Source organism: Clostridium malenominatum, assembly GCF_039521365.1.
In the GTDB taxonomy this organism is placed as follows: domain Bacteria; phylum Bacillota; class Clostridia; order Clostridiales; family Clostridiaceae; genus Clostridium_AW; species Clostridium_AW malenominatum.
Window position 1 is genome coordinate 45,396 of the sequence record NZ_BAAACF010000001.1, and the last position, 20,639, is coordinate 66,034.

Genomic DNA, 20,639 nt, shown 5'->3' on the forward strand with positions numbered 1-20,639 from the left:
AATATAATGGATAGTATTTTTTTATCTAAGATAGTTAAAATTTTGACAAATTTCTATATTATATTATTAAAAAGAGGTGTTCATTAGTGTTAAAAAGTTTTAATGAAGTACTAGAGAAAGTAAAAAGTAGGAAAATGAAAAAGGTTGCAGTAGCAGTAGCTCAGGATAAGCCAGTCCTTGAAGCAGTAAGAGATGCAAAAGAAAATGGACTTGCTGATGCAGTACTTGTAGGTGATAAAGATGAGATTGAGTCTATAGCAAAAGAAATCGACATGGATTTAACTAAGTTCGAGCTAATTCATGAAAAAGATATGAAAAAAGCTGCATTAAAAGCAGTTGAACTTGTATCCACAGGAAAAGCAGATATGGTAATGAAAGGATTAGTTGATACGGCTAATTTTTTAAGAGCGGTACTTAATAAAGAGATTGGATTAAGAACTGGAAAGTTAATGTCTCATGTAGCTGTATTCGAAACAGAAAAATTTGATAGATTACTTTTCTTAACAGACGTAGCTTTTAACATGTATCCTCAGCTTAAAGATAAGGTAGATATTATAAATAATGCAGCGGCAGTAGCTCATGCTATGGAAATTGAGAAACCTAAAGTTGCTGTAGTATGTGCAGTAGAAGTAGTTAATCCAGATATGCCAGAAACAATAGATGCATCTATTCTAGCTAAGATGTGCGATAGAGGTCAGATAAAGGGTTGCGTTGTAGATGGACCTTTTGCTATAGATAATGCTTTATCAGAAGAAGCAGCTAAGCATAAAAAAGTAGGAGGAGAAGTGGCTGGTAAGGCAGATATACTTTTACTTCCAAATATTCAAGCAGGAAACATTATGTATAAAACTTTAACATATACAACAGACTCTAAAAATGGTGGATTACTAGTAGGAACTTCAGCGCCAGTTGTATTAACCTCAAGAAATGATAGTCACGAAACAAAAATGTATTCAATAGCACTAGCTGCTTTAGTAGCTGAAAATATGCAAAAAAATAAATAATATAATATAGTTTATGGAGGGAAAAGTTATGTCTTATAAATTATTGATAATTAACCCAGGATCAACTTCAACAAAAATAGGTGTTTTTGAAGACGAAAATTTACTTTTAGAAGAAACTTTAAGACACTCTTCAGAGGAAATCGGAAAATACGAAACAGTGTATGATCAATTTCAATTTAGAAAAGATGTAATATTGAATGTGTTAAAAGAAAAGAATTTTGATATAAATACCTTAAATGCAATAGTAGGTAGAGGCGGATTATTAAAACCTGTTGAAGGTGGCACATATGATGTAAATGAAGTTATGCTTGAGGACCTAAAGACAAGTGTTAGAGGACAACACGCTTCTAATTTAGGTGGAATAATAGCAAATGAAATAGCTAAATCATTAAACATACCATCTTTCATAGTAGATCCTATCGTTGTAGACGAAATGGACGATGTAGCTAGAATTTCTGGTATTCCAGAAGTTGAAAGAAAAAGTATTTTCCACGCATTAAACCAAAAAGCTGTGGCTAAAAGATATGCAAAAGAAAATAACGTTCCTTATGAAGAGACAAGATTAATAGTAGCTCATATGGGTGGAGGAGCTTCAGTAGGAGCTCACAAAGGCGGAAGAATAGTGGATGTTAACAATGCTTTAGATGGAGAAGGTCCATTGTCACCAGAAAGATCTGGCGGAGTTCCAATAGGAGACTTAGTAAGACTTTGCTATTCAGGTAAATACACCTTAAATGAAGTAATGAAAAAGATAAATGGAAAAGGTGGAATTGTTGCTTATTTAGGAACAAATGACTTTAGGGAAGTTGAAAATAAAGGTTTAGCTGGAGATGAAAAGTATAAATTACTTTTAGATGCTTTTATTTACCAAATGGCTAAAGAAATTGGAAAATGTGCAGCAGTTTTAGAAGGAAAAATAGACGCTATAATATTGACAGGCGGAATAGCATATAGCAAATACGTAACATCAGAAATAGAAAGAAAAGTTTCCTTTGCAGGACCAGTTGTTAAGTATCCAGGAGAAGATGAATTATTGGCATTAGCTCAAGGCGGATTAAGAGTTTTAAGAGGGGAAGAAAAAGCTAAGGAATACAAATAAAAAAATTGCGAGGCAGTTTCACAATTGCCTCGCAATTTTATTTTGTTAACATTTTGAGAACACTAATATTTACATACTTCATTAAGGTTGTGGTACTTAAGGAATTATATTATAATTGTTATGTGCATGTTGTAACAAAACTATATTTATGAAGGAAAAAGAGAGGTAATATTTTATGGGTAGAATGTTCGGTACAGATGGAGTTAGAGGTATTGCAAATAAGGAACTAACCCCCACTCTTGCATACAATTTAGGAAAGGCAGGAGCCTATGTTTTAACAAGTGGAACTCATAAACCTAAAATATTAGTAGGAATGGATACAAGAATTTCTGGTGAAATGTTAGAAAGTGCATTGGTTGCAGGTATTCTTTCTGTAGGTGCAGAAGCTGTTTGTTTAGGGGTTGTGCCAACACCAGCAGTAGCATATCTAACAAGAAAATATGGGGCAGATGCGGGAGTTGTTATTTCAGCTTCACATAATCCAGTGGAATATAATGGTATTAAATTTTTTGATGGACAAGGATATAAACTTTCAGATGAATTAGAAGATAAAATACAAAGCATAATAGAAAGTAATTTTGAAGGAGTGCCATGTCCTGTAGGAGATGGTATTGGAAGAAGAACATTTGAACAGGGTGCTTTAAAGGAATACGTAGATTATGCTGTATCAACTATAGATACGAATTTATCTGGAATGAAAATAGCTCTAGATTGTGCTAACGGTGCAGCTTATAAAGCGGCAGTAGATGGCTTTAAATTATTAGGAGCAGAAGTATATCCTATCTATAATAATCCTGATGGAATAAATATAAACAGAAAATGTGGATCTACTCATCCAGAAGATTTAATGAAATATGTAGTAGATAATGGATGCCATTTAGGGTTAGCATTTGATGGTGATGCAGATAGATGTTTAGCTGTGGATGAAAAAGGAAATCTAGTAGATGGAGATTTTATCATGGCTATATGTGGAAAACATATGAAAGAACAGGGAAAGCTTAATAAAAACACTACAGTTGTTACTGTTATGAGTAATATGGGATTGTTTATTGCCATGGATAAGGAAGAAATAAACTTAGTAAAAACAAAGGTTGGAGATAGATATGTTCTAGAAGAGATGTTGAAGGAAGGCTATGTAATTGGTGGAGAGCAATCCGGGCATATTATTTTCCTAGAGCACAATACTACAGGAGATGGACTAGTAACAGCACTTCAACTTTCAGCAATAGTTAAGAAAAGTGGAAAAATGTTGTCAGAACTAGCTTCCATAATGAAAGTATTGCCACAGGTTCTTGTAAATGCAAAGGTACCAAATAATAGAAAAAATATATATATTGATGATATGCAAATAGTGGAAGAAATACAAAAGATTGAAGAGAAGATGGACGGCAAAGGAAGAGTATTAATAAGACCTTCAGGAACAGAGCCTCTTGTAAGAGTTATGCTTGAAGGAGAAGACCAAAAAGAGATAGATATAATCGCTCATAATTTGGCAAAATTGATAGAAGAAAAGGCAGCTATTCCATTGCAATAATGGAATAGCTTTTTGCCTATTCCAGAATTTTATATTGACCAAATGGGTATTATAAAAATATAATATATAAGTATCTTGTTTATTATAGGGGGTGGATAGAATAGGAAATATTAAATAAAGCGCCAGAGGTTAAGTGAGACCTAAAAGGAAACTCAGCGCTGCTGAGTAAGTTCCACCGACCAAATCAAAGATTTGGGGTGTCACTTAACCTGACGAGGATGGGGAGTATCGAATCTTCGGCGGGTGCCCCACGGTATCGCACTACCGTTAAAGATTGACAAAACCAAGAAGTGATTTTTGGGACAAATCAATCAGGTGTTAAAACCTTAAAATATTGAAAGGAAGATGAAATTATGTGCGGAATAGTAGGTTACATTGGAAAGAGAGAAGCATCTCCAATATTAGTTGAAGGGTTATCTAAACTTGAATACAGAGGATATGATTCAGCTGGAGTTGCAATAATTGAAAAAGAAGATATTAAAACAACTAAATGTAAAGGAAGATTATTAAATCTTCAAGAAAAGTTAGAGGAAACTCCTATAAAGGGTAATATTGGAATAGGTCATACAAGATGGGCTACCCATGGAGAGCCATCAGATAGAAATTCTCATCCTCATAGCAATGAAGATGAAACAATTAGTGTTGTTCACAATGGAATAATAGAAAACTATCTTCATTTAAGAGAATGGTTAACTTCAAAAGGGTATAAATTTGTTTCAGAAACTGATACAGAAGTTATTCCTCATTTAGTAAATTACTATTACAAGGGAGACTTATTGCAAGCTGTTATGGCGGCAACTTCAAAAATGGAAGGAAGCTATGCTATAGGAGTAGTTTGTAGCAAGGAGCCTGATAAAATTGTTGCAGTAAGAAAGGATAGTCCTTTAATTGTAGGATTAGGAGAAGATGAGTATTTCATTGCTTCAGATATACCAGCGGTATTAAATCATACAAGGGATGTATATCTTTTAAATGATAGAGAATATGTTCTTATGACTAAGGATGGAGTTAAGTTATTTAACGAAGAGGGAGAAGAAGTAAACAAGGAAATTTACCACGTAACATGGAATGCAGATGCAGCTGAAAAGGGTGGATATGAACATTTCATGCTAAAGGAAATTCATGAACAACCAAAGGCAATTAAAGACACTATGACTTCAAGAATAATACCAGGAAAAAGTATTACTTTAGATGAGATAAATATTACTAAAGAAGAAATAGAAAATATAAATAAGATATATATTGTTGCTTGTGGTACTGCATATCATGCAGGTATAGTTGGAAAATATGTTATAGAAAAATTAGCAAGAATACCTGTAGAAGTGGACATAGCTTCAGAATTTAGATATAGAAATCCAATAGTAGACAAAAACACTTTAATGATAGTAATAAGCCAATCAGGAGAAACAGCGGATACTTTAGCGGCTTTAAGAGAAGCAAAGGCGCAAGGAGCTAGAGTTATAGCGGTAACTAATGTAGTTGGAAGTTCTGTTTCAAGAGAAGCAGACGATATATTATATACTTGGGCTGGACCAGAAATTGCTGTTGCTTCAACAAAGGCATACGAAACACAGCTTATAGCAATGTATATAATAGGTCTTTTCTTTGCAGAAAATAAAGGAACTGTAAGCAAAGATGAGCTTGAAGATTTAAAGAATGAAATGCTAAGCTTACCAGAAAAGGCAGAAGAATGCTTAAAGCATAAGGAAGTAGTTCAAAAGTTTGCTTCAAAAACTTATATGCATAAGGATATGTTCTTCCTAGGTAGAGGGTTAGACTATGCAGTAGCAATGGAAGGATCGCTAAAGCTTAAGGAAATATCCTATATACACTCTGAAGCCTATGCTGGTGGAGAGTTGAAACATGGACCTATAGCATTAATAGAAAAAGGTACCATAGTTATAGCTCTTGCTACTCAAGAAGACTTATTTGAGAAGATGGTAAGCAATATAAAAGAGGTTAAAACCAGAGGGGCAAATGTTTTAGCATTGGCTTTAGAAGGCCATGAAGAGGTAGAAAAAACTGTAGATTCAGCTATTTATATTCCAAAGGTTAACCCATTATTTGCGCCATTACTATCAGTAATACCACTACAACTATATTCATACTACTCAGCAGTTCAAAAGGGCTGTGACGTTGATAAACCTAGAAATTTAGCCAAGTCAGTTACGGTGGAATAGTTGTCCACATTAATTTAAATAATTTGTAGGTTTGTAAAAAAGTTTGAATGTTTATAAGAAAGATTGAACATTTATAAAAAAGTTTGATTCTTTATAAGAAAGTTTGAATACAATTACCAGTTTGAGTTATAATAAACTTGAGAATTGTAGTTTTGTATAAAAAATATTTTTATGGAATCAATTTGAAAATAAATATAGTCGTAGTCATTAAACTACAGATTCTCATTAAAATGAGAATCTGTAGTTTTTTACTTATTTTAAATATTAATTTTAGGTGGTGAACTTATGGCTAAGAGAAAAAGAATAACAAATGTAGATAAATTAATTAAAGAAGGAAGAGGATCTGGCCAGGGACCAGAATATAAACCGTGGATAAAAATTCAAGATGTACCATCGTTGGGAAGATCAACTAGATTAAAGGGCATAAAAACAGGTAGACAACATGAATTTTTGTCAGATATGGAGAGAAATTATTTTTATTTTTTGGAATATTCCGATTTAGTTTTCGATATAAGGGAACAGTATCCATTGCTACCTTTAGAGGAAACAGTGCTAATTGCTGAAGAATTAGGAATAAGCCATCCTAAACACCCTCAAACTGGAGAATATATAGTGATGACTACGGATTTTCTTATAACTAAAATTCAAGGCAAGGATATGTTAGAAGTAGCAAGAACTATAAAGTCTAAAGAAGATCTTCTCCAAGAAAGAATCTTAGAGAAATTTGAAATAGAAAAAAGGTATTGGAGCAATAGAGATGTAGATTGGGGAATTGTTACTGATATTGAAATAGATAAAGATATAGCAAAAAATATAAGTTATATTCATAGCTATTATGACATTAGAGATGTAGATTCTTTTAAGAATATTGATAGTAATGATTTGAAAGATTTAATATTTGAATACTTAAGAAGAATTATAGACACAAAAGAAAATATAAGAAAAGTATCAAGAATTTTTGATGAAGATATGGCTCTGGATAAAGGTTCAGGAATATCCATATTTAAATGCCTTTTAGCAAGAAAAATAATAGCTGTTGATCTAAAAAAGTCCTTAGATGTAGATAATTATATGGATATTAAGATAATAAAAAATGAATTAACTATGGAGTTGAATGTATTATGATATTAGAAAATATGGTATTCAAATATATAGAACAAGATGAAATGATAAGAATAATTTATATAGATGCAAATAAAAATTTTTTTGCTTATGTAAAATTAAATATTGGAGTTTGTATGCCTAAGTTAGATAGTATAAATAAAATAGAACAAGAACTGGAGAGTTGTGTATTAGTAAAGGTTAGAGATCCATATTTGAAAAGCATAGATGAAAACAGTCTTAAGGACATGGAAAAAGAAAAGAGAGATAAAAACTGGGATATAGTAAATAGTTACTGGGAAACAAGAAAAGAAGAAATATTAGATAAGAAAAATAGAAATATAATATTTAATGAAATATCACAAAGGTTTGAAATGCCTAGTATAACAATAAAGAGATTATTTAGTCGCTTTTGGCAAAGGGGAATGAGTAAAAACGCACTTATATCAGATTATTCAAATTCGGGGGGGAAAGGAAAAGATAAGAATTTATCAGAAAACAAAGTTGGTAGACCTAAAAGAGCAGATTGCAATGGTGAAATTATTAAAGGTGTTAATATAACAGAGGATGTAAAAACTCATTTTCAAATTGTTATAAATAAATATTATAGAGAGAAGAAAATGTCTTTAAGCGAAACTTATGCTTTAATGTTAAGAGACTTTTATTCAGATAGTTACAGAGAAGATAATGAAACAAAGCACAAAGTGTGGGATAAATCTAGAATACCTACATATAATCAACTCTATTATTGGTTTAAAAAATTAGAAGATCCAAAAAAGGATATTATTTTTAGGCATAGTTCAAAAGAATTCGAATTAAAACATAGACCTATATTAAGCAATTCTACAATAGAAACCAATGGACCAGGTACAAGATTTCAAATAGATGCAACTATAGCAGATATACATTTAGTAAGTTCTTTAAATAGAAATAGAATAATTGGAAGACCAATTATATATGCCATTATAGATGTTTTTTCAAGATTAATCACAGGAGTTTATGTAGGACTAGAAGGGCCTTCTTGGCTTGGAGCGATGATGGCTTTAGATAATATGATAAAAAATAAAGTTGATTTCTGTAAAAGATATAATATTGATATAACTGAAGAACAGTGGCCTTCAAAACATTTACCTGAAATAATTATAGCAGACAGGGGAGAATTTGAGGGTTATTCTGTAGAAAATTTGATTAATAATTTAAATATAAAAATAGAGAATACATCTCCATATAGGGGAGACCTAAAAGGAATTGTAGAAAGAAATTTTAGAACTATTAATGAAAAGCTAAAACATAAAACTCCAGGTGCAATTCAAAAAGAATTTAGGGAAAGAGGAGATAGAGATTATAGGCTAGATGCAACCCTTACCTTATATGAATTTACAGCTATAATTATTAAAATGGTAATTTATCATAATAGCAAATTAGTTGATAAATATCCTATGGAGAAAGAAATGATAACGGATGGAATAACTCCAATACCAATACAGCTATGGAATTGGGGGATAGAAAATAAAAAGGGAAGATTAAGAGTTGTAGAACAAGAGAGATTTAGATTAAATATATTACCAAAAGGTAAGGCAAGTGTGTCAAGGGCAGGAATAAGGTTTAAAAACCTATATTACGGGTCTCAAAAGGCTATAGAAGAACAATGGTTTATAAAATCTAAAGTTAGAAATATAGATGTGGTTTATGATCCAAGGAATATGAATGAAATATATATTCCTTACGAAGACGGAGTAAATTATGAAAAATGTTATCTGTTAGAGAGAAGTATGCAATATAAAGATTGTATATTAGAAGAAATTATTTTTAATGAAGAACTATTACTAGAATTAAAAGAACAAGAGAAGAACAAACAAATTCAAATTAATATAGATTTAGATAAAGAAATAGAGGAAATAGTTAAAAAGGCTGAAAAAGAAAAGAAAAAGTCTGTGGATTATGGTGAGAGTAAAAATAAAAAATTAAAAGGAATAAAAAATAATAGAGCAGTTGAAAAAGCGATAAACAGGATGGCTGAGTCATTTAATTTAGGAGAAAAAAATAAAGAAAAGGCTACTATAATCGAATTGCCTACAAATAAGGAAGAATATAAAACTGCAGAGATTACTGGAAAGTCTAGATTAATGGAAAAGTTAAGGCAGAAAAGAGATGAGAGTCGTGAAAAATAGTAAAAACATTATAATTCTTAAAGGTGATACAGAAAAAGCTTATTATAAAACACAGAGTATAGAAGAATATGGAGGTAATCCATTTATTGAAGCATTACCTAATATATTTTCGGAAGATGATGTTATTGATAGATTCAGCGTTAGACCCAGAATTAATGAAAAAGATAGGAGTATGGAATCTAATCTAAGATATCACATAATAAAAAGAGCTAAGAATTTCGTTCAACCATTACCAGTACATTTTACCTTGGAGAGGAGATTATCCACGCTCATTAGAAGAGGTTACTTAGCAAGAAACCCATTAGATAAAAGCTATTTACAAAGATTAAGAATACTAAATGAGCTAAGAGATGATAAAGTATATGATGAAACAATATTGGAAGAAAGAATGAGTAATATACGTTCTACTGCGGATAGTATGGCTATAATAGGTATTTCAGGCATAGGTAAAACTACAGGTATGGAAAGATTACTACTAATGTATCCCCAAATAATAAAACATGAAGAATATAATAAACAAAGTTTTAGTAGAACCCAAATAGTTTGGTTAAAAATAGATTGTCCTTATGATGGTAGCTTATCTACTTTATGTAAAAGCTTCTTTAAAGCTATTGATGATTTACTTGGAACTAGGTATTTGGAGAAGTTTGGATATGCAAATAGAGTAACCTCAACTATGATGCTGCATATGACATCTCTTGCAAGTATCTATGGTATTGGAGTCTTAGTTATTGATGAAATTCAGCATTTGCTAAATTCTAAAAACGATATGGAAGAGATGCTTAATTTTTTTGTTACACTGAGCAATACAGTAGGAGTACCAACAGTTTTAATTGGAACATCCAAGGCACAAAAAATATTTAAAGGTAACTTTAGACAGGCAAGAAGAGCAGCTAGTGAAGGTTCAATAATTTGGGATAGAATGGATAAGGAAAGCGATGAATGGAATTTCTTCTTGGAAACATTATGGGATTTTCAATGTTTAAAAGAAATTACTGTTTTAACAGATGCAATAAAAAATGCTTTCTATGATGAATGCCAAGGCATAACAGCAGTAGCCGTAAACTTATTTATACTTGCTCAGGAAAGAGCATTAAGTGAAGGAAAAGAAAAGATTACTATTGAGATTTTAAGAACTACAGCTAAAGAAGATTTGCATATGATTCAACCTATGATAAAAGCTCTTAGAAATAATAATATGAAGGCAATTAGAGACTATGAAGATATTTCAATAAATTTAGATGACATAACTTTTAACTATAGGAGAGATATTGAATTAAATGGGAAATTAGAAAAAATATTTAAAGAAAGAAATAATACAATTGAACTTAAGAGAAGGAGTACCGTGGAAAATCTAGTTATGGATTTAGGTTCAATAGGAATATTTGAGGAATTAGATAATACTGATATTAAAAAACTATCTGAAAACCTAGTAGAAAAAGTAGCAGTAGATGAAGATTATAACTCAATAAAAACAATGGCTATAAAATTAGCAATGGAGCTTAATGAAAAGAAGAAAATAGATAAGAAAATAAAAGGAAGTAAACAAAATACGGAAGAAAGTGAAGGTCTATTAGCTTTGTATGAAATAGCTAAAAAGAATAAAAAGCATCCATACGAAATACTGAAGAAAGAAGGATATATTAAGAATCCAATTGATGAATTTTTAATAGCAAAATAAATAAAACCTAAGGGGAATGGGCGGTTTAAAAATGTATTTATAAAGGAGAGTCAAAAGTGATACATTTTTTTACTGATCCCTACAAAGATGAAGTGATATATTCAGCAATAGCTAGATATCATTACTATATAGGTAATATAGACTATAAGGATACATTAGAGGAGTTGTTTGATAAAAGAAGCATAATACCCAGTTTAGAAATAGGCAGCAATTTTAATATTTTAGTTAAAAAATTGGGTAATAGATATACAGAAGAAAATATTATAAAAAATCATACTATATTTCCATTCTATAGTCCGTTCTTGCTCAAGCATAGAAAAGAAGAAATTTTAAAAGATATTAAATATAAAGATGGTAAAGGTATTTACACAAAATTAGGTATGGTTGCAGGCAGTATATGCAGGAAAGATGGTATATATTATTGTTCATTTTGTGCTAATAAAGAAATACAAGAATATGGTGAAGCTTATATTCACAGGGAACATCAATTGCAAGGTGCATTTATTTGTCCACACCATGGAGCAGAGCTGAAAAAATACCCTTTGGATAGAAGTAATTCAAGTAGAATTGAATTTATAAGGTTAGATAAAAAGCTATTAGATTTAAGAAATATAACATCATTACATATGAGGTACTACGACCACTTATATAAACTATCTAAGGATGCATATTATTTACTAAAATCAGATTTAGGCTATGTATGTAAAGAAAAAATACTAAATAAATATAGAAATATTTTATATAGTAGGGGTTTCACCACATCAAGTAAGAGAGTAAAACAAAGAGAGCTATACGAAGAATTTATAAGTTTTTATGGTAATGGATTTTTGGAACTGATGGAATCTAGCGTAGATAATGATGATGAATATAATTGGCTTAGAGTAGCTACAAGAGATTTAAAAAGAGCAGTACATCCCATAAGGCATATATTACTAATAAACTTTTTAGAAAGTAATATAGAAAAGTTTTTTAAAGGGATTAATAAAGAATTTAATCCTTTTGGAGAAGGAGCTTGGCCGTGTTTAAATAAAGTATCAGATCACTATAAACAAAATGTAGTAACCAATTTAAAAGTAACAGAAGATTATAAGAGTAGAGCCCCTGTTGGAACTTTTACTTGTGAGTGTGGTTTTACCTATTCAAGAAAAGGCCCCGATAAGTTAGAAGAAGATAAGTATAAAATAGGAAGACTAAAAAGTTTTGGAGAAGCATGGGAAAATAAATTAAAAGAATATTTAAATGAAGGAGAATATGGGCTAAGAGAATTAGCGAGACTTATGTATTGTGATCCTAAAACCATAATTAAATTTGATAGATTACTTGGAATAAATTATTTTAAAAGTCAGATTGAAATAGTAGAAAATGATAAAAAAACTATGAATGTAGATATGATAGATGTATACAAGAAAAATATTTTAAAAGCTATAGGTAAAAAACTTACATTATCAAGAACTGAAATAAGGCAAATATGCAAGAAAGAATATAGTTATTTATATCGAAAAGATAAAAAATGGCTATTAAATAATTTACCTATAAAGCCTAAAGGCAATAATAATATTAGAAATGTAGATTGGGATAAAAGAGATAAGGAAATTTTATCTTTAATAAAAACTAAATATAAGGAATTGTTAAGTAGAGAAGTACCTATTAGAATAACAAAGTCTTGTATAGGAAAAGTATTAGGAATACTTGCAACTTTAGAAAAAAATCTTCACAAGCTACCTAAAACAGAAAAATATATAAATACAATTATTGAAACAGTAGAAGAATTTCAAGTTAGAAGATGTAAAAATATTATTGATAATAAGTTTCAAAATGAAGAAGATATAAAACTTTGGGAAGTACAAAGGATTGCTGGTATTAGAACTAGGGATTTTAAAAATATAAAGGTAGAAATATTAAGCTATATTAAAGCAAAAGAAAATAGGGGGATATATGAGCAAAGCTATAGTTAAAATAAAAGATTGGCCTTTTCCAAGGGGGGAAAAGGCCAAATTAACATGGATTGGAGAACCATTTAAAGAAAATAATAAATGGATGTTTTACGCATATTTTAAAGGTAATATAGCTACGAGAAAGATTATGTTAGATTGGGCTAGCATTCACTTTCTATCAGTAGATAAGTATTATACAGATGGTAACCTGAACAATGGAGAGCTTTTAGAAGAGAAAGACATTATAGATATAAATTTAAAGGGTGTTAAAGCAGAATACATAGAAAAAGATTGGGGAATATGGGTAAGGGGATTTAAAGACAATACTAAATCAAAAACATTTAATTTTTATAAGAAAGGGACACTCTACACTATTCCTATAATTGAAGTAATAAGAGTTGTTTTAGCACCTAATAGATTTATGCTAAATAGGATACTAGAAATGGATACATTAGAAAATTATTTTACATATGAAATAAAAGATAATAAATTAGATATTCACTTTACTGCACAGTATGATAGAAAATTATTAAAAAGTGAAAAAATAAATCATCTAGCATGGCTTCTTACAAATGAAAAAGTATTTAGGATGCTCAATAGTATAGGTACAAATCTATGGCAGCTAGGAGAATTGAAATTAGATTTTTTACTTGATAATTTCAATATAAGAGCTAGAGTTAATAGAAATGGAAGAAATACTAGAATAGTAGAAATAATATCCCTTAAAAAGAAGAAGATTAATGTAGATATGATAAATATATATCATCCAAGTTTAGAGGAATCTCGAAATACAGATGAAGCAAAAAAGAGAAAGTATGTTGGAAATAATAATAAAAATAATAATAGAGAATTAGATACAGAAGCAGATGGTGCAGCAGAATCATCAGAAGAAATAAATACTTTTCAAATAAGTCATGAATATGAAATAATGCCTAAAATAAATAAATTAAAAAGTGGCAGAAAAATAAGAAGAGTAAAAGAAGATAAAAATACAAAAATATATACCTTAGAAAATGGACAAGCAAGAACTGTAGCAGATGTGGGTGGAGAGAATATGCTTATGGGATTAGAATTCACTAATTTGTCTAATGTACAAGAAAAAGGTGAGTTAGAGGAATTTGTAGAGATGTTAAAATTATTAGAGAAAAGAAAAGATGTAAAATCAGTAGAAATTATCATTGGTGAATTGCCAGAAGGTAAGAAAGGTAAGAGATTTGCTAAATTAAATGATGGAGTAACTAAGAGGAAGTATGCCATTGGAAAAATAATTATGATAAATGATAAAGTTTGTAGTTTGATAGAGATTGAGAGAGAAAATAGATTATTGTCGATGTTGTTATTAAAAGGTAATATATTGGTGAAATGGAAAAGAATTTATAGTATAATATTATTGTCATTAGTTAACGAAAGTGGAAAATGGAGTAATGCTACTATAAAAAAACTAGAAAGAATGGAAATAATCATCAATAGAATAAAGCATATTAATAATGAAATTATTGAGAGAGTAAATTATATTTATAAGAAATTATAGACATTTTTAGTTAATTCAATAAATGGATGCTTAAAATAGCTAATTAATGAGAGGAGAAATTTAAATATGGGTAATTTTAATAACATTTTAAAGCAGGATGAACTTTTTTCATTGCTAATAGATTCAAATATGATAGGGTACTCAATAAATCTAAATTATTCAAAAATGACCATTTTAACTAATGATTTTTGGAAAAGGAATGCAAAAGGAATTCCTCATAATAGTTTCTTAATTGCAACTTCAATTGATATAAATAATCTTGTAAATACTAAAGAAATAGATGAAGAAATAATTTTATTACGAGTAACCTCAGAATATGATTTGCCAAGTAGTGATGTTTGGCTAGAAGCGAAAATTGACAAATTTAAAAATTTGCAATCTAACACCGAATTAAGCTATGATGAATTTTCACAAAATGAAATGCAGTACTCTGGTTTGGAATGTCGAGTGTTGGGAACATTCTTTAAAAATGGTGATGGAAATTTAACATTTGGTGCAGATATAGAAAATTATTATGGCACGCAAATATTAAAAGTATATAAGCCTTCAAGTAGCAGTTTAGAAAGGATTATTAATTATCGTTCTAAGAAGGCTAATATAAATAAAATTGAGTCTACTCCAAAAGAGATAGGAGAGATAAGATTTACGTCTAGTAATAGATTACAAAATGCCGATAAGAAGGCTAAGGTTTTTGTAGATCCAGATGATTTTATTGCAAGAAGAACTGCTATGTTTGGAATGACTCGAACAGGTAAGTCAAATACAGTAAAAACTCTTTTAAAGGCAATAAGTGAGACTGCAAAAAAGAATAATAAAAGAATTTCTCAGATAATATACGATATAAATGGAGAATATGCTAATCCTAACATTGATGATAAAGGGGCTATCGCTACGGATATCGTAGGTTCATATGTATTTTCCCTAAATTCTAATATAGATCAAAATGAGCATATACAAACATTGCAGTTTGATTTTTTTAATGAGTTAGGTCTTGCACATGAATTTATTGTTAACCTATTAAAAACAAATAATACATCAAGTTCAACTGATATGCAGACATTTATAAATATGGATATAACGTCGTATTTACCAGAGAATATAGATAATACTGATTTTTCAATGGCTACACGTGCCAAATGGATAAGAGCTACTTATATGTTTATATTATATAAGGTTTTGGGAAGTTCGAAGAAAAAAACTATTAGAAATCCTTTTAGTAAAAGTATATTATCACAAATCTCAAAGGATGATACAGAAGGCAAAGAAATATCATTTGATACTTTTGAAGAAATTCTTAATGCCCTGCATGACAATAGGAAAACAGTAAAAACTTCTTCATCATTAGTATACAAAGATGATTTTGAGAATTTAATAAATATAGCAGTTTGTAAAAACTCAAACGGTGGCCAATTTTTAGGATATGGACACATAAAAAAAGTTCAACCCAATAGATACCATTGTGATAATTCAGAAAACTATGTAAATAAAATTTTGCAACTTGTTAAGAATGGAGAAACTATTATTCTGGACTTATCTATCGGAGATGAGAATATGCGTAACCTTATAAGCGAAAGTATTGCAAGAAAGATTTTTCAAAACAATATGCTAGCTTATACTAAAGGAATTACTCCTGACTTTGTGATATTTTATATCGAGGAAGCTCATAACCTTATAGGAAAGGAAATGGATTTAAAAGAGATATGGCCAAGGATAGCTAAAGAGGGAGCAAAATATAAAATAGGACTGGTTTATTCAACTCAAGAACCATCATCAATAAATAAAAACATATTATCAAATACTGAAAATTGGTTTGTTACACATTTAAATAATGAGGATGAAATACGGACTTTGTCAAAGTTTTATGATTTTTCTGATTTTAAAAACTCTATACTCATGTCAAAAGATGTCGGTTTTTCAAGAGTTAAAACATTGTCACAAAACTTTGTTTTACCAGTTCAAATTAAGTTGTATGAAAGTGGTGAATAAAAGTGCCATTTAAAAATGAAAAGGCAAACAAATTTTCACATGAAAAAATAATTAATAATAAGCTGTTGAAAGAAAAATTAAGTAATTTCAAAATAACATATGATGTTAGTAACAATTCAGATACATTACAGGATATAAAGTCCAAATTTAACAAAAATGAGAGGGAAAGTAATAAAACAATTGATTTCATATTTACAGTAGATAGTTCGTTTACAGAGATTCCGTTAGATGAGAACATTCCATCAGCGAAGATTGGAATTGTAAATTTTAGTTCAAATATTATAGATTTGAGCAAAAAATCAGAAATATATAGTAATGGATTTATAAACCCTCAAAAGTTTAATGATATATATAATTCTCAAATTCTTACTTTCATATGTCCTACGTTTAATTTAGTTACAATTAATGATGAAGGAATGGATACTCTGCAATCAATCAGAAAAGAAATTTATGATTTTTTTTGTAATAGTAAGCCTTTTAATTCAATATCATTACTGCAAACTTTATATAATCTAATTGTAGAAATAGATGGAAGTATCAAACTTAAATGTACAAATAGCAAATGTGAGTCTAATGTGAATAGTGAAAATAAAGAAAGGCTAATATTTAATTTAAAAGAAATTGGTATAGAACCGTTTGTATGCCCTCTATGTGGAAAAACTATGTATTTGTCAGACCATTTGCGTTTGCATGAAGCAGTTGATCTTGAATTTGGTCATAGTAATTTATTATCAAGGTTTTCTCAAATAACAGAACATCTTATTGCCTTAAATGTTATAGATACTCTAATGAAATATAAGTCATTTGCGTTACTATCAAAGATTGCATTTATAATAGATGGTCCATTAGCTATTTATGGAGAACCTGCAAAAATTCATAAGAACATATTAAAATATCTACATAATGTTTCAAAGAGAGTAGGTGAGCAACTTATCTATTTTGGAATATCTAAAACGGGTAAACTGAAAGATCATTTTTCTTTAATTGAAAGAAAACTTAACATTGAGCCTAATAGTTTTTTGCTAGTAGATGATAGTTACCGTTTTAAGTATATTCAGAAAGCTCCAGAAAATAATAAGTTCTTTGGACAAGAAGTATTATTTGGCCAAGATTTTTTATTCTATTCAATAGATAAAAAGAAATTTGTTATAACTATGTTGTATCCTATAGATAATAAGTCTAATGATTTTGGGGAAATTGTCTTTGATAAAAATCAATATGGCACACTTCCAGTTATATTTAAGTTAGTAAATAATATTAGTATTGATATTTATGAGGATGCAATATTACCAGTTGCATTATCACATAAGTATGCAGCTATTAGTTTAAATCCAGGTAATAAGATAATAGAAATATTTGCTAAGCAAAATATACAATAATAGTTTCTAAATAACCTTTTGCTAGAAGTAAAATTAATATGGAGATATTATTTTTAAAATTACAATACAGATGTCATATTTAGATAGGGGTAATAGAGTTGATTATTGAAAGTATTGAAATTGAAAAATTTAGGTCAATAGAAAATCTCACACTTAAATTAGGTAAAAACTTAACAGCTATTGCAGGTAGAAATGCAACATTAAAAACTACTTTATTAGGCATTATAGGACAACCTTTTACTATTTCTATGGGTCATGCTATGTACGGATGTAAAACATTAGATGGATATAATTTTAAATCACAATTTAATGAAAAGTTTAAAACTTCTGAATTACACGACCGTAAAGGGGAGCATATATGGACATTAAAATTACATAACAAAGGATACTACCCTGATAATCAAATAAAAATGATAAGCATACCAAGAGCAACTAAGAAGAATCCCAATGGAATTAGATTTTGGAATGCTAAAAGTAAGGCTAAAGGTTCGGGGTATATTCAGTTACCAGTATATTACTTAAGTCTAAGTAGATTATTCCCGATTGGAGAAAGTGGAAAGACGAGTAAGGTAAATATAAATTTAACCGAAGAAGAAACAAAATTGTTTTTAAAATATTATAATGAAATTCTTGTAATAAGAAATAATAGTAAATCAAGTGTACACATGGAAAAGTCCTCAAATTCTAAAATATTTGTAGGAGTAAATGATGATTCACATGATATTTTTACTAACTCTGCGGGAGAAAGTAATGTTGGTAGAATTATTTTAGCTATTTTATCCTTTAAAAAGCTTAAGGAGAAGTATAAGGAGTATAAAGGTGGAATATTATTAATTGATGAAATTGATGCAACATTATTTGGTTATTCTCAAAAAAAATTAATAAATTTCCTATTGAAGGTATCAAATGAATATAAAATTCAAGTTGTTTTTACAACTCATTCTCCACTAATCCTAAAGGAAGTAAATAGGTACCAGAGAGAGGAATTAAAAAATTTAAAGAATAGCATTAATACTGAACTAATATCATATAATAATACCATAATATACTTAACACCAAAGTATTCTGGAGATGGTAAAAGAATGATAAAAGGTGAAAATATAATTAGTGCTAATTCTTTAAATGAAATTTTAAATGAAATTAATCTAGAACCACGCGTGGTTCGTCAAAGTATAAACGTATATTTAGAAGATAAAAGAGCTAAAAGTTTGCTTTTATTTTTGCTTAAGAAATTCCTAAATATTAACTATGAAAATTATATTAATATTATTGACGTTAATTTGGGATGGTGTAACTACATTCAATTGCATCAAAAAAAAGTACCTGAATTTTTAAATAGTATTATTCTATTGGATTACGATGTTAAAGAAAAACGAGATGCTAAAAATGCAGTTAAATATATAAATGATTCAGCAAAAAATATATTGTTCTTACCTGTAGATGTAGAAAAAGGATTGTTTAGTTTATTGAAAGATTATGAAAATTATAATAAATTTGAAGAAGAGTTAAATGGAATTAGTATTGGATATGATGTGTGTTTTAGAGATTGGACTGAGGATGCTTATGACTCCAATGAATATAAAAATTGGTTTAAATATATGGTCGATATATTAAATCAAGAAGAAATATTATTTGAATTTTGGTACAGACTTAATAGCAATTTAGCTAAAGAGTTTATTAATGAATTTATCAGGACATATAACGTAATGGCAGAAAAGTTAGAGTTAGATTATATTATAGAATTTGAAAGTTAAATCTAATTAACTAAATGTTTTTTATATAATAAATTAATCGTACCTAATATTTTATATTAGGTACGATTAATTTATTATAATACAATAGTTCAATTCCTTTACGAGCTTTGCCAGCAGTATAAGAAAGAGTATAGCTTTTTTTCTTGAAATTTTTATAGGCAGATTCTTTGTGTTCCATATATATACTTTTAATTTGTGGACAATAATCATATGTAAGAATCCATTTATAATCTTTTAAATTATCCATAATTGTTTCTGATAAATTAATATGGTCTTCATGTTTATAAAAGTTAACATAAAGGTCTTTGCCTTTATTATAATATGGTGGATCAAGAAAGATAAAGTAATCGTCCTTATTATTTTTATCTTTTAATTCTTTTATTAAATCAACAGCATCAAGATTGCTTACTTCAATTTTTTCTTTTTCAGAGGCTATAGTTTTAATAAGGGTTACCAACGATTCTTTATTGAAACGGCAATCGAGTGGATAATTAGTGCCACTTATAGGACCTCCTTTAATTATGCCAGATCTATTAGTCCTATTAAGAAAGAAAGTTGAAAAGCCTAGGTCTAATAGACTAGCTGTATTCTTATTAAGTTGTATAGCTTTTTGCCTTTCGCGTTCATGCATAGTTACATCTACACTAAGAATTTTATTGCAAAATTCATCTGTGTAGTTTAAGATTGAGTACCAAAAGGCATATATTGATCTATCATAATCATTTAATACTAATCTGCTTACTTTTTTCTTAATAAGCAATTCACAAGCTAAGCCAGCACCACCAGCAAAAGGTTCAATATAAATTGCATTTTTTACATTATTCCTATCAAATATCGGAATTATATACTTGTAGAATTTTCCTTTGCCTCCTGGATATCTGAGAGGAGAATAACTTTTTGCCATATTACACCTTCTTCCAATTTTGTATTCAAAATTTAATATAAAATAAATGTATTATATAACATTTTTATTTGGCAAGATTTAAGCAGGAACACTCTGATAGCAAAAGGTGGCTCACCTAATTTTAACATATAAAAAAGTGATTGGCCATAGGTAAATTGAGATTTAATACACTATTTAAAATTATTTATCAAGTGCATTAATCCTCTGCCCTCAACAATAACATATTTTCTAAAACTTTGAAGATTGTCTAAAACTATCTTGTATACGATTAAAAATGATTAAACTTTTTTACAAAAACAGTAGGGTTCAACTGAATAAAAATAGTGATTTTGAACAAACTTTTTTCAAAATTTAGGATGCTTAATTTACCTAATAATCAGA

At 29.1% G+C, this 20,639-nt stretch carries 13 protein-coding genes; 12 read left to right on the top strand and 1 reads right to left on the bottom strand.

Features of this window, described 5'->3' with window-relative positions; all coding sequences use genetic code 11:
- The first annotated feature begins 86 nt into the window (after nucleotides 1–86).
- The 12 genes from ptb to ABDZ69_RS00370 all read left to right on the top strand — a co-directional run bounded on the left by ptb (nucleotide 87) and on the right by ABDZ69_RS00370 (nucleotide 19,354).
- Nucleotides 87–1,004 (top strand): phosphate butyryltransferase, encoded by a 918-nt coding sequence (gene ptb, locus ABDZ69_RS00315; protein ID WP_343765208.1) that lies wholly within the window; start codon nucleotides 87–89, stop codon nucleotides 1,002–1,004.
- Nucleotides 1,005–1,032: 28 nt separating this feature from the next.
- On the top strand, nucleotides 1,033–2,103 hold the full coding sequence (gene buk, locus ABDZ69_RS00320) for a butyrate kinase (RefSeq protein ID WP_343765211.1): 1,071 nt from the start codon (nucleotides 1,033–1,035) through the stop codon (nucleotides 2,101–2,103).
- 175 nt (nucleotides 2,104–2,278) lie between these two features.
- Nucleotides 2,279–3,637, top strand: a complete 1,359-nt coding sequence (glmM, locus tag ABDZ69_RS00325; RefSeq protein ID WP_343765214.1) for a phosphoglucosamine mutase — start codon at nucleotides 2,279–2,281, stop codon at nucleotides 3,635–3,637.
- Nucleotides 3,638–3,990: 353 nt separating this feature from the next.
- A complete protein-coding gene (gene glmS / locus ABDZ69_RS00330; RefSeq protein WP_343765217.1) occupies nucleotides 3,991–5,817 on the top strand; it encodes a glutamine--fructose-6-phosphate transaminase (isomerizing) in 1,827 nt (608 codons plus the stop codon).
- 285 nt (nucleotides 5,818–6,102) lie between these two features.
- Nucleotides 6,103–6,942, top strand: coding sequence for a TnsA endonuclease N-terminal domain-containing protein (locus ABDZ69_RS00335; protein ID WP_343765220.1), 840 nt, complete (start codon nucleotides 6,103–6,105; stop codon nucleotides 6,940–6,942).
- Nucleotides 6,939–9,089: a Mu transposase C-terminal domain-containing protein gene (locus ABDZ69_RS00340; protein WP_343765223.1), complete on the top strand. Its 2,151-nt coding sequence runs from the start codon at nucleotides 6,939–6,941 to the stop codon at nucleotides 9,087–9,089. Before ABDZ69_RS00335 ends, ABDZ69_RS00340 begins: the two co-directional genes overlap by 4 nt.
- Nucleotides 9,070–10,770 (top strand): ATP-binding protein, encoded by a 1,701-nt coding sequence (locus tag ABDZ69_RS00345; protein ID WP_343765226.1) that lies wholly within the window; start codon nucleotides 9,070–9,072, stop codon nucleotides 10,768–10,770. The genes ABDZ69_RS00340 and ABDZ69_RS00345 overlap by 20 nt, the downstream gene beginning before the upstream one ends.
- Before the next feature lie 56 nt (nucleotides 10,771–10,826).
- Nucleotides 10,827–12,725 carry a TnsD family Tn7-like transposition protein gene (locus tag ABDZ69_RS00350; protein WP_343765229.1) on the top strand — a complete coding sequence of 633 codons (1,899 nt, stop codon included), beginning with the start codon at nucleotides 10,827–10,829 and terminating at the stop codon, nucleotides 12,723–12,725.
- Nucleotides 12,706–14,235, top strand: a complete 1,530-nt coding sequence (locus ABDZ69_RS00355) for a Tn7-like element transposition protein TnsE (RefSeq protein ID WP_343765232.1) — start codon at nucleotides 12,706–12,708, stop codon at nucleotides 14,233–14,235. Before ABDZ69_RS00350 ends, ABDZ69_RS00355 begins: the two co-directional genes overlap by 20 nt.
- 66 nt (nucleotides 14,236–14,301) lie before the next feature.
- Nucleotides 14,302–16,221: an ATP-binding protein gene (locus tag ABDZ69_RS00360; RefSeq protein WP_343765235.1), complete on the top strand. Its 1,920-nt coding sequence runs from the start codon at nucleotides 14,302–14,304 to the stop codon at nucleotides 16,219–16,221.
- Between the two features lie 2 nt (nucleotides 16,222–16,223).
- Entirely contained in the window at nucleotides 16,224–17,600 is a 1,377-nt protein-coding gene (locus ABDZ69_RS00365) for a hypothetical protein (RefSeq protein WP_343765238.1), read from the top strand.
- 98 nt (nucleotides 17,601–17,698) lie between these two features.
- Nucleotides 17,699–19,354, top strand: coding sequence for an AAA family ATPase (locus tag ABDZ69_RS00370; RefSeq protein WP_343765241.1), 1,656 nt, complete (start codon nucleotides 17,699–17,701; stop codon nucleotides 19,352–19,354).
- Nucleotides 19,355–19,397: 43 nt separating this feature from the next.
- On the opposite strand, the gene ABDZ69_RS00375 is transcribed toward ABDZ69_RS00370, so the two are convergent.
- A complete protein-coding gene (locus ABDZ69_RS00375) occupies nucleotides 19,398–20,258 on the bottom strand; it encodes a DNA adenine methylase (RefSeq protein WP_343765243.1) in 861 nt (286 codons plus the stop codon).
- Nucleotides 20,259–20,639: the final 381 nt, after the last annotated feature.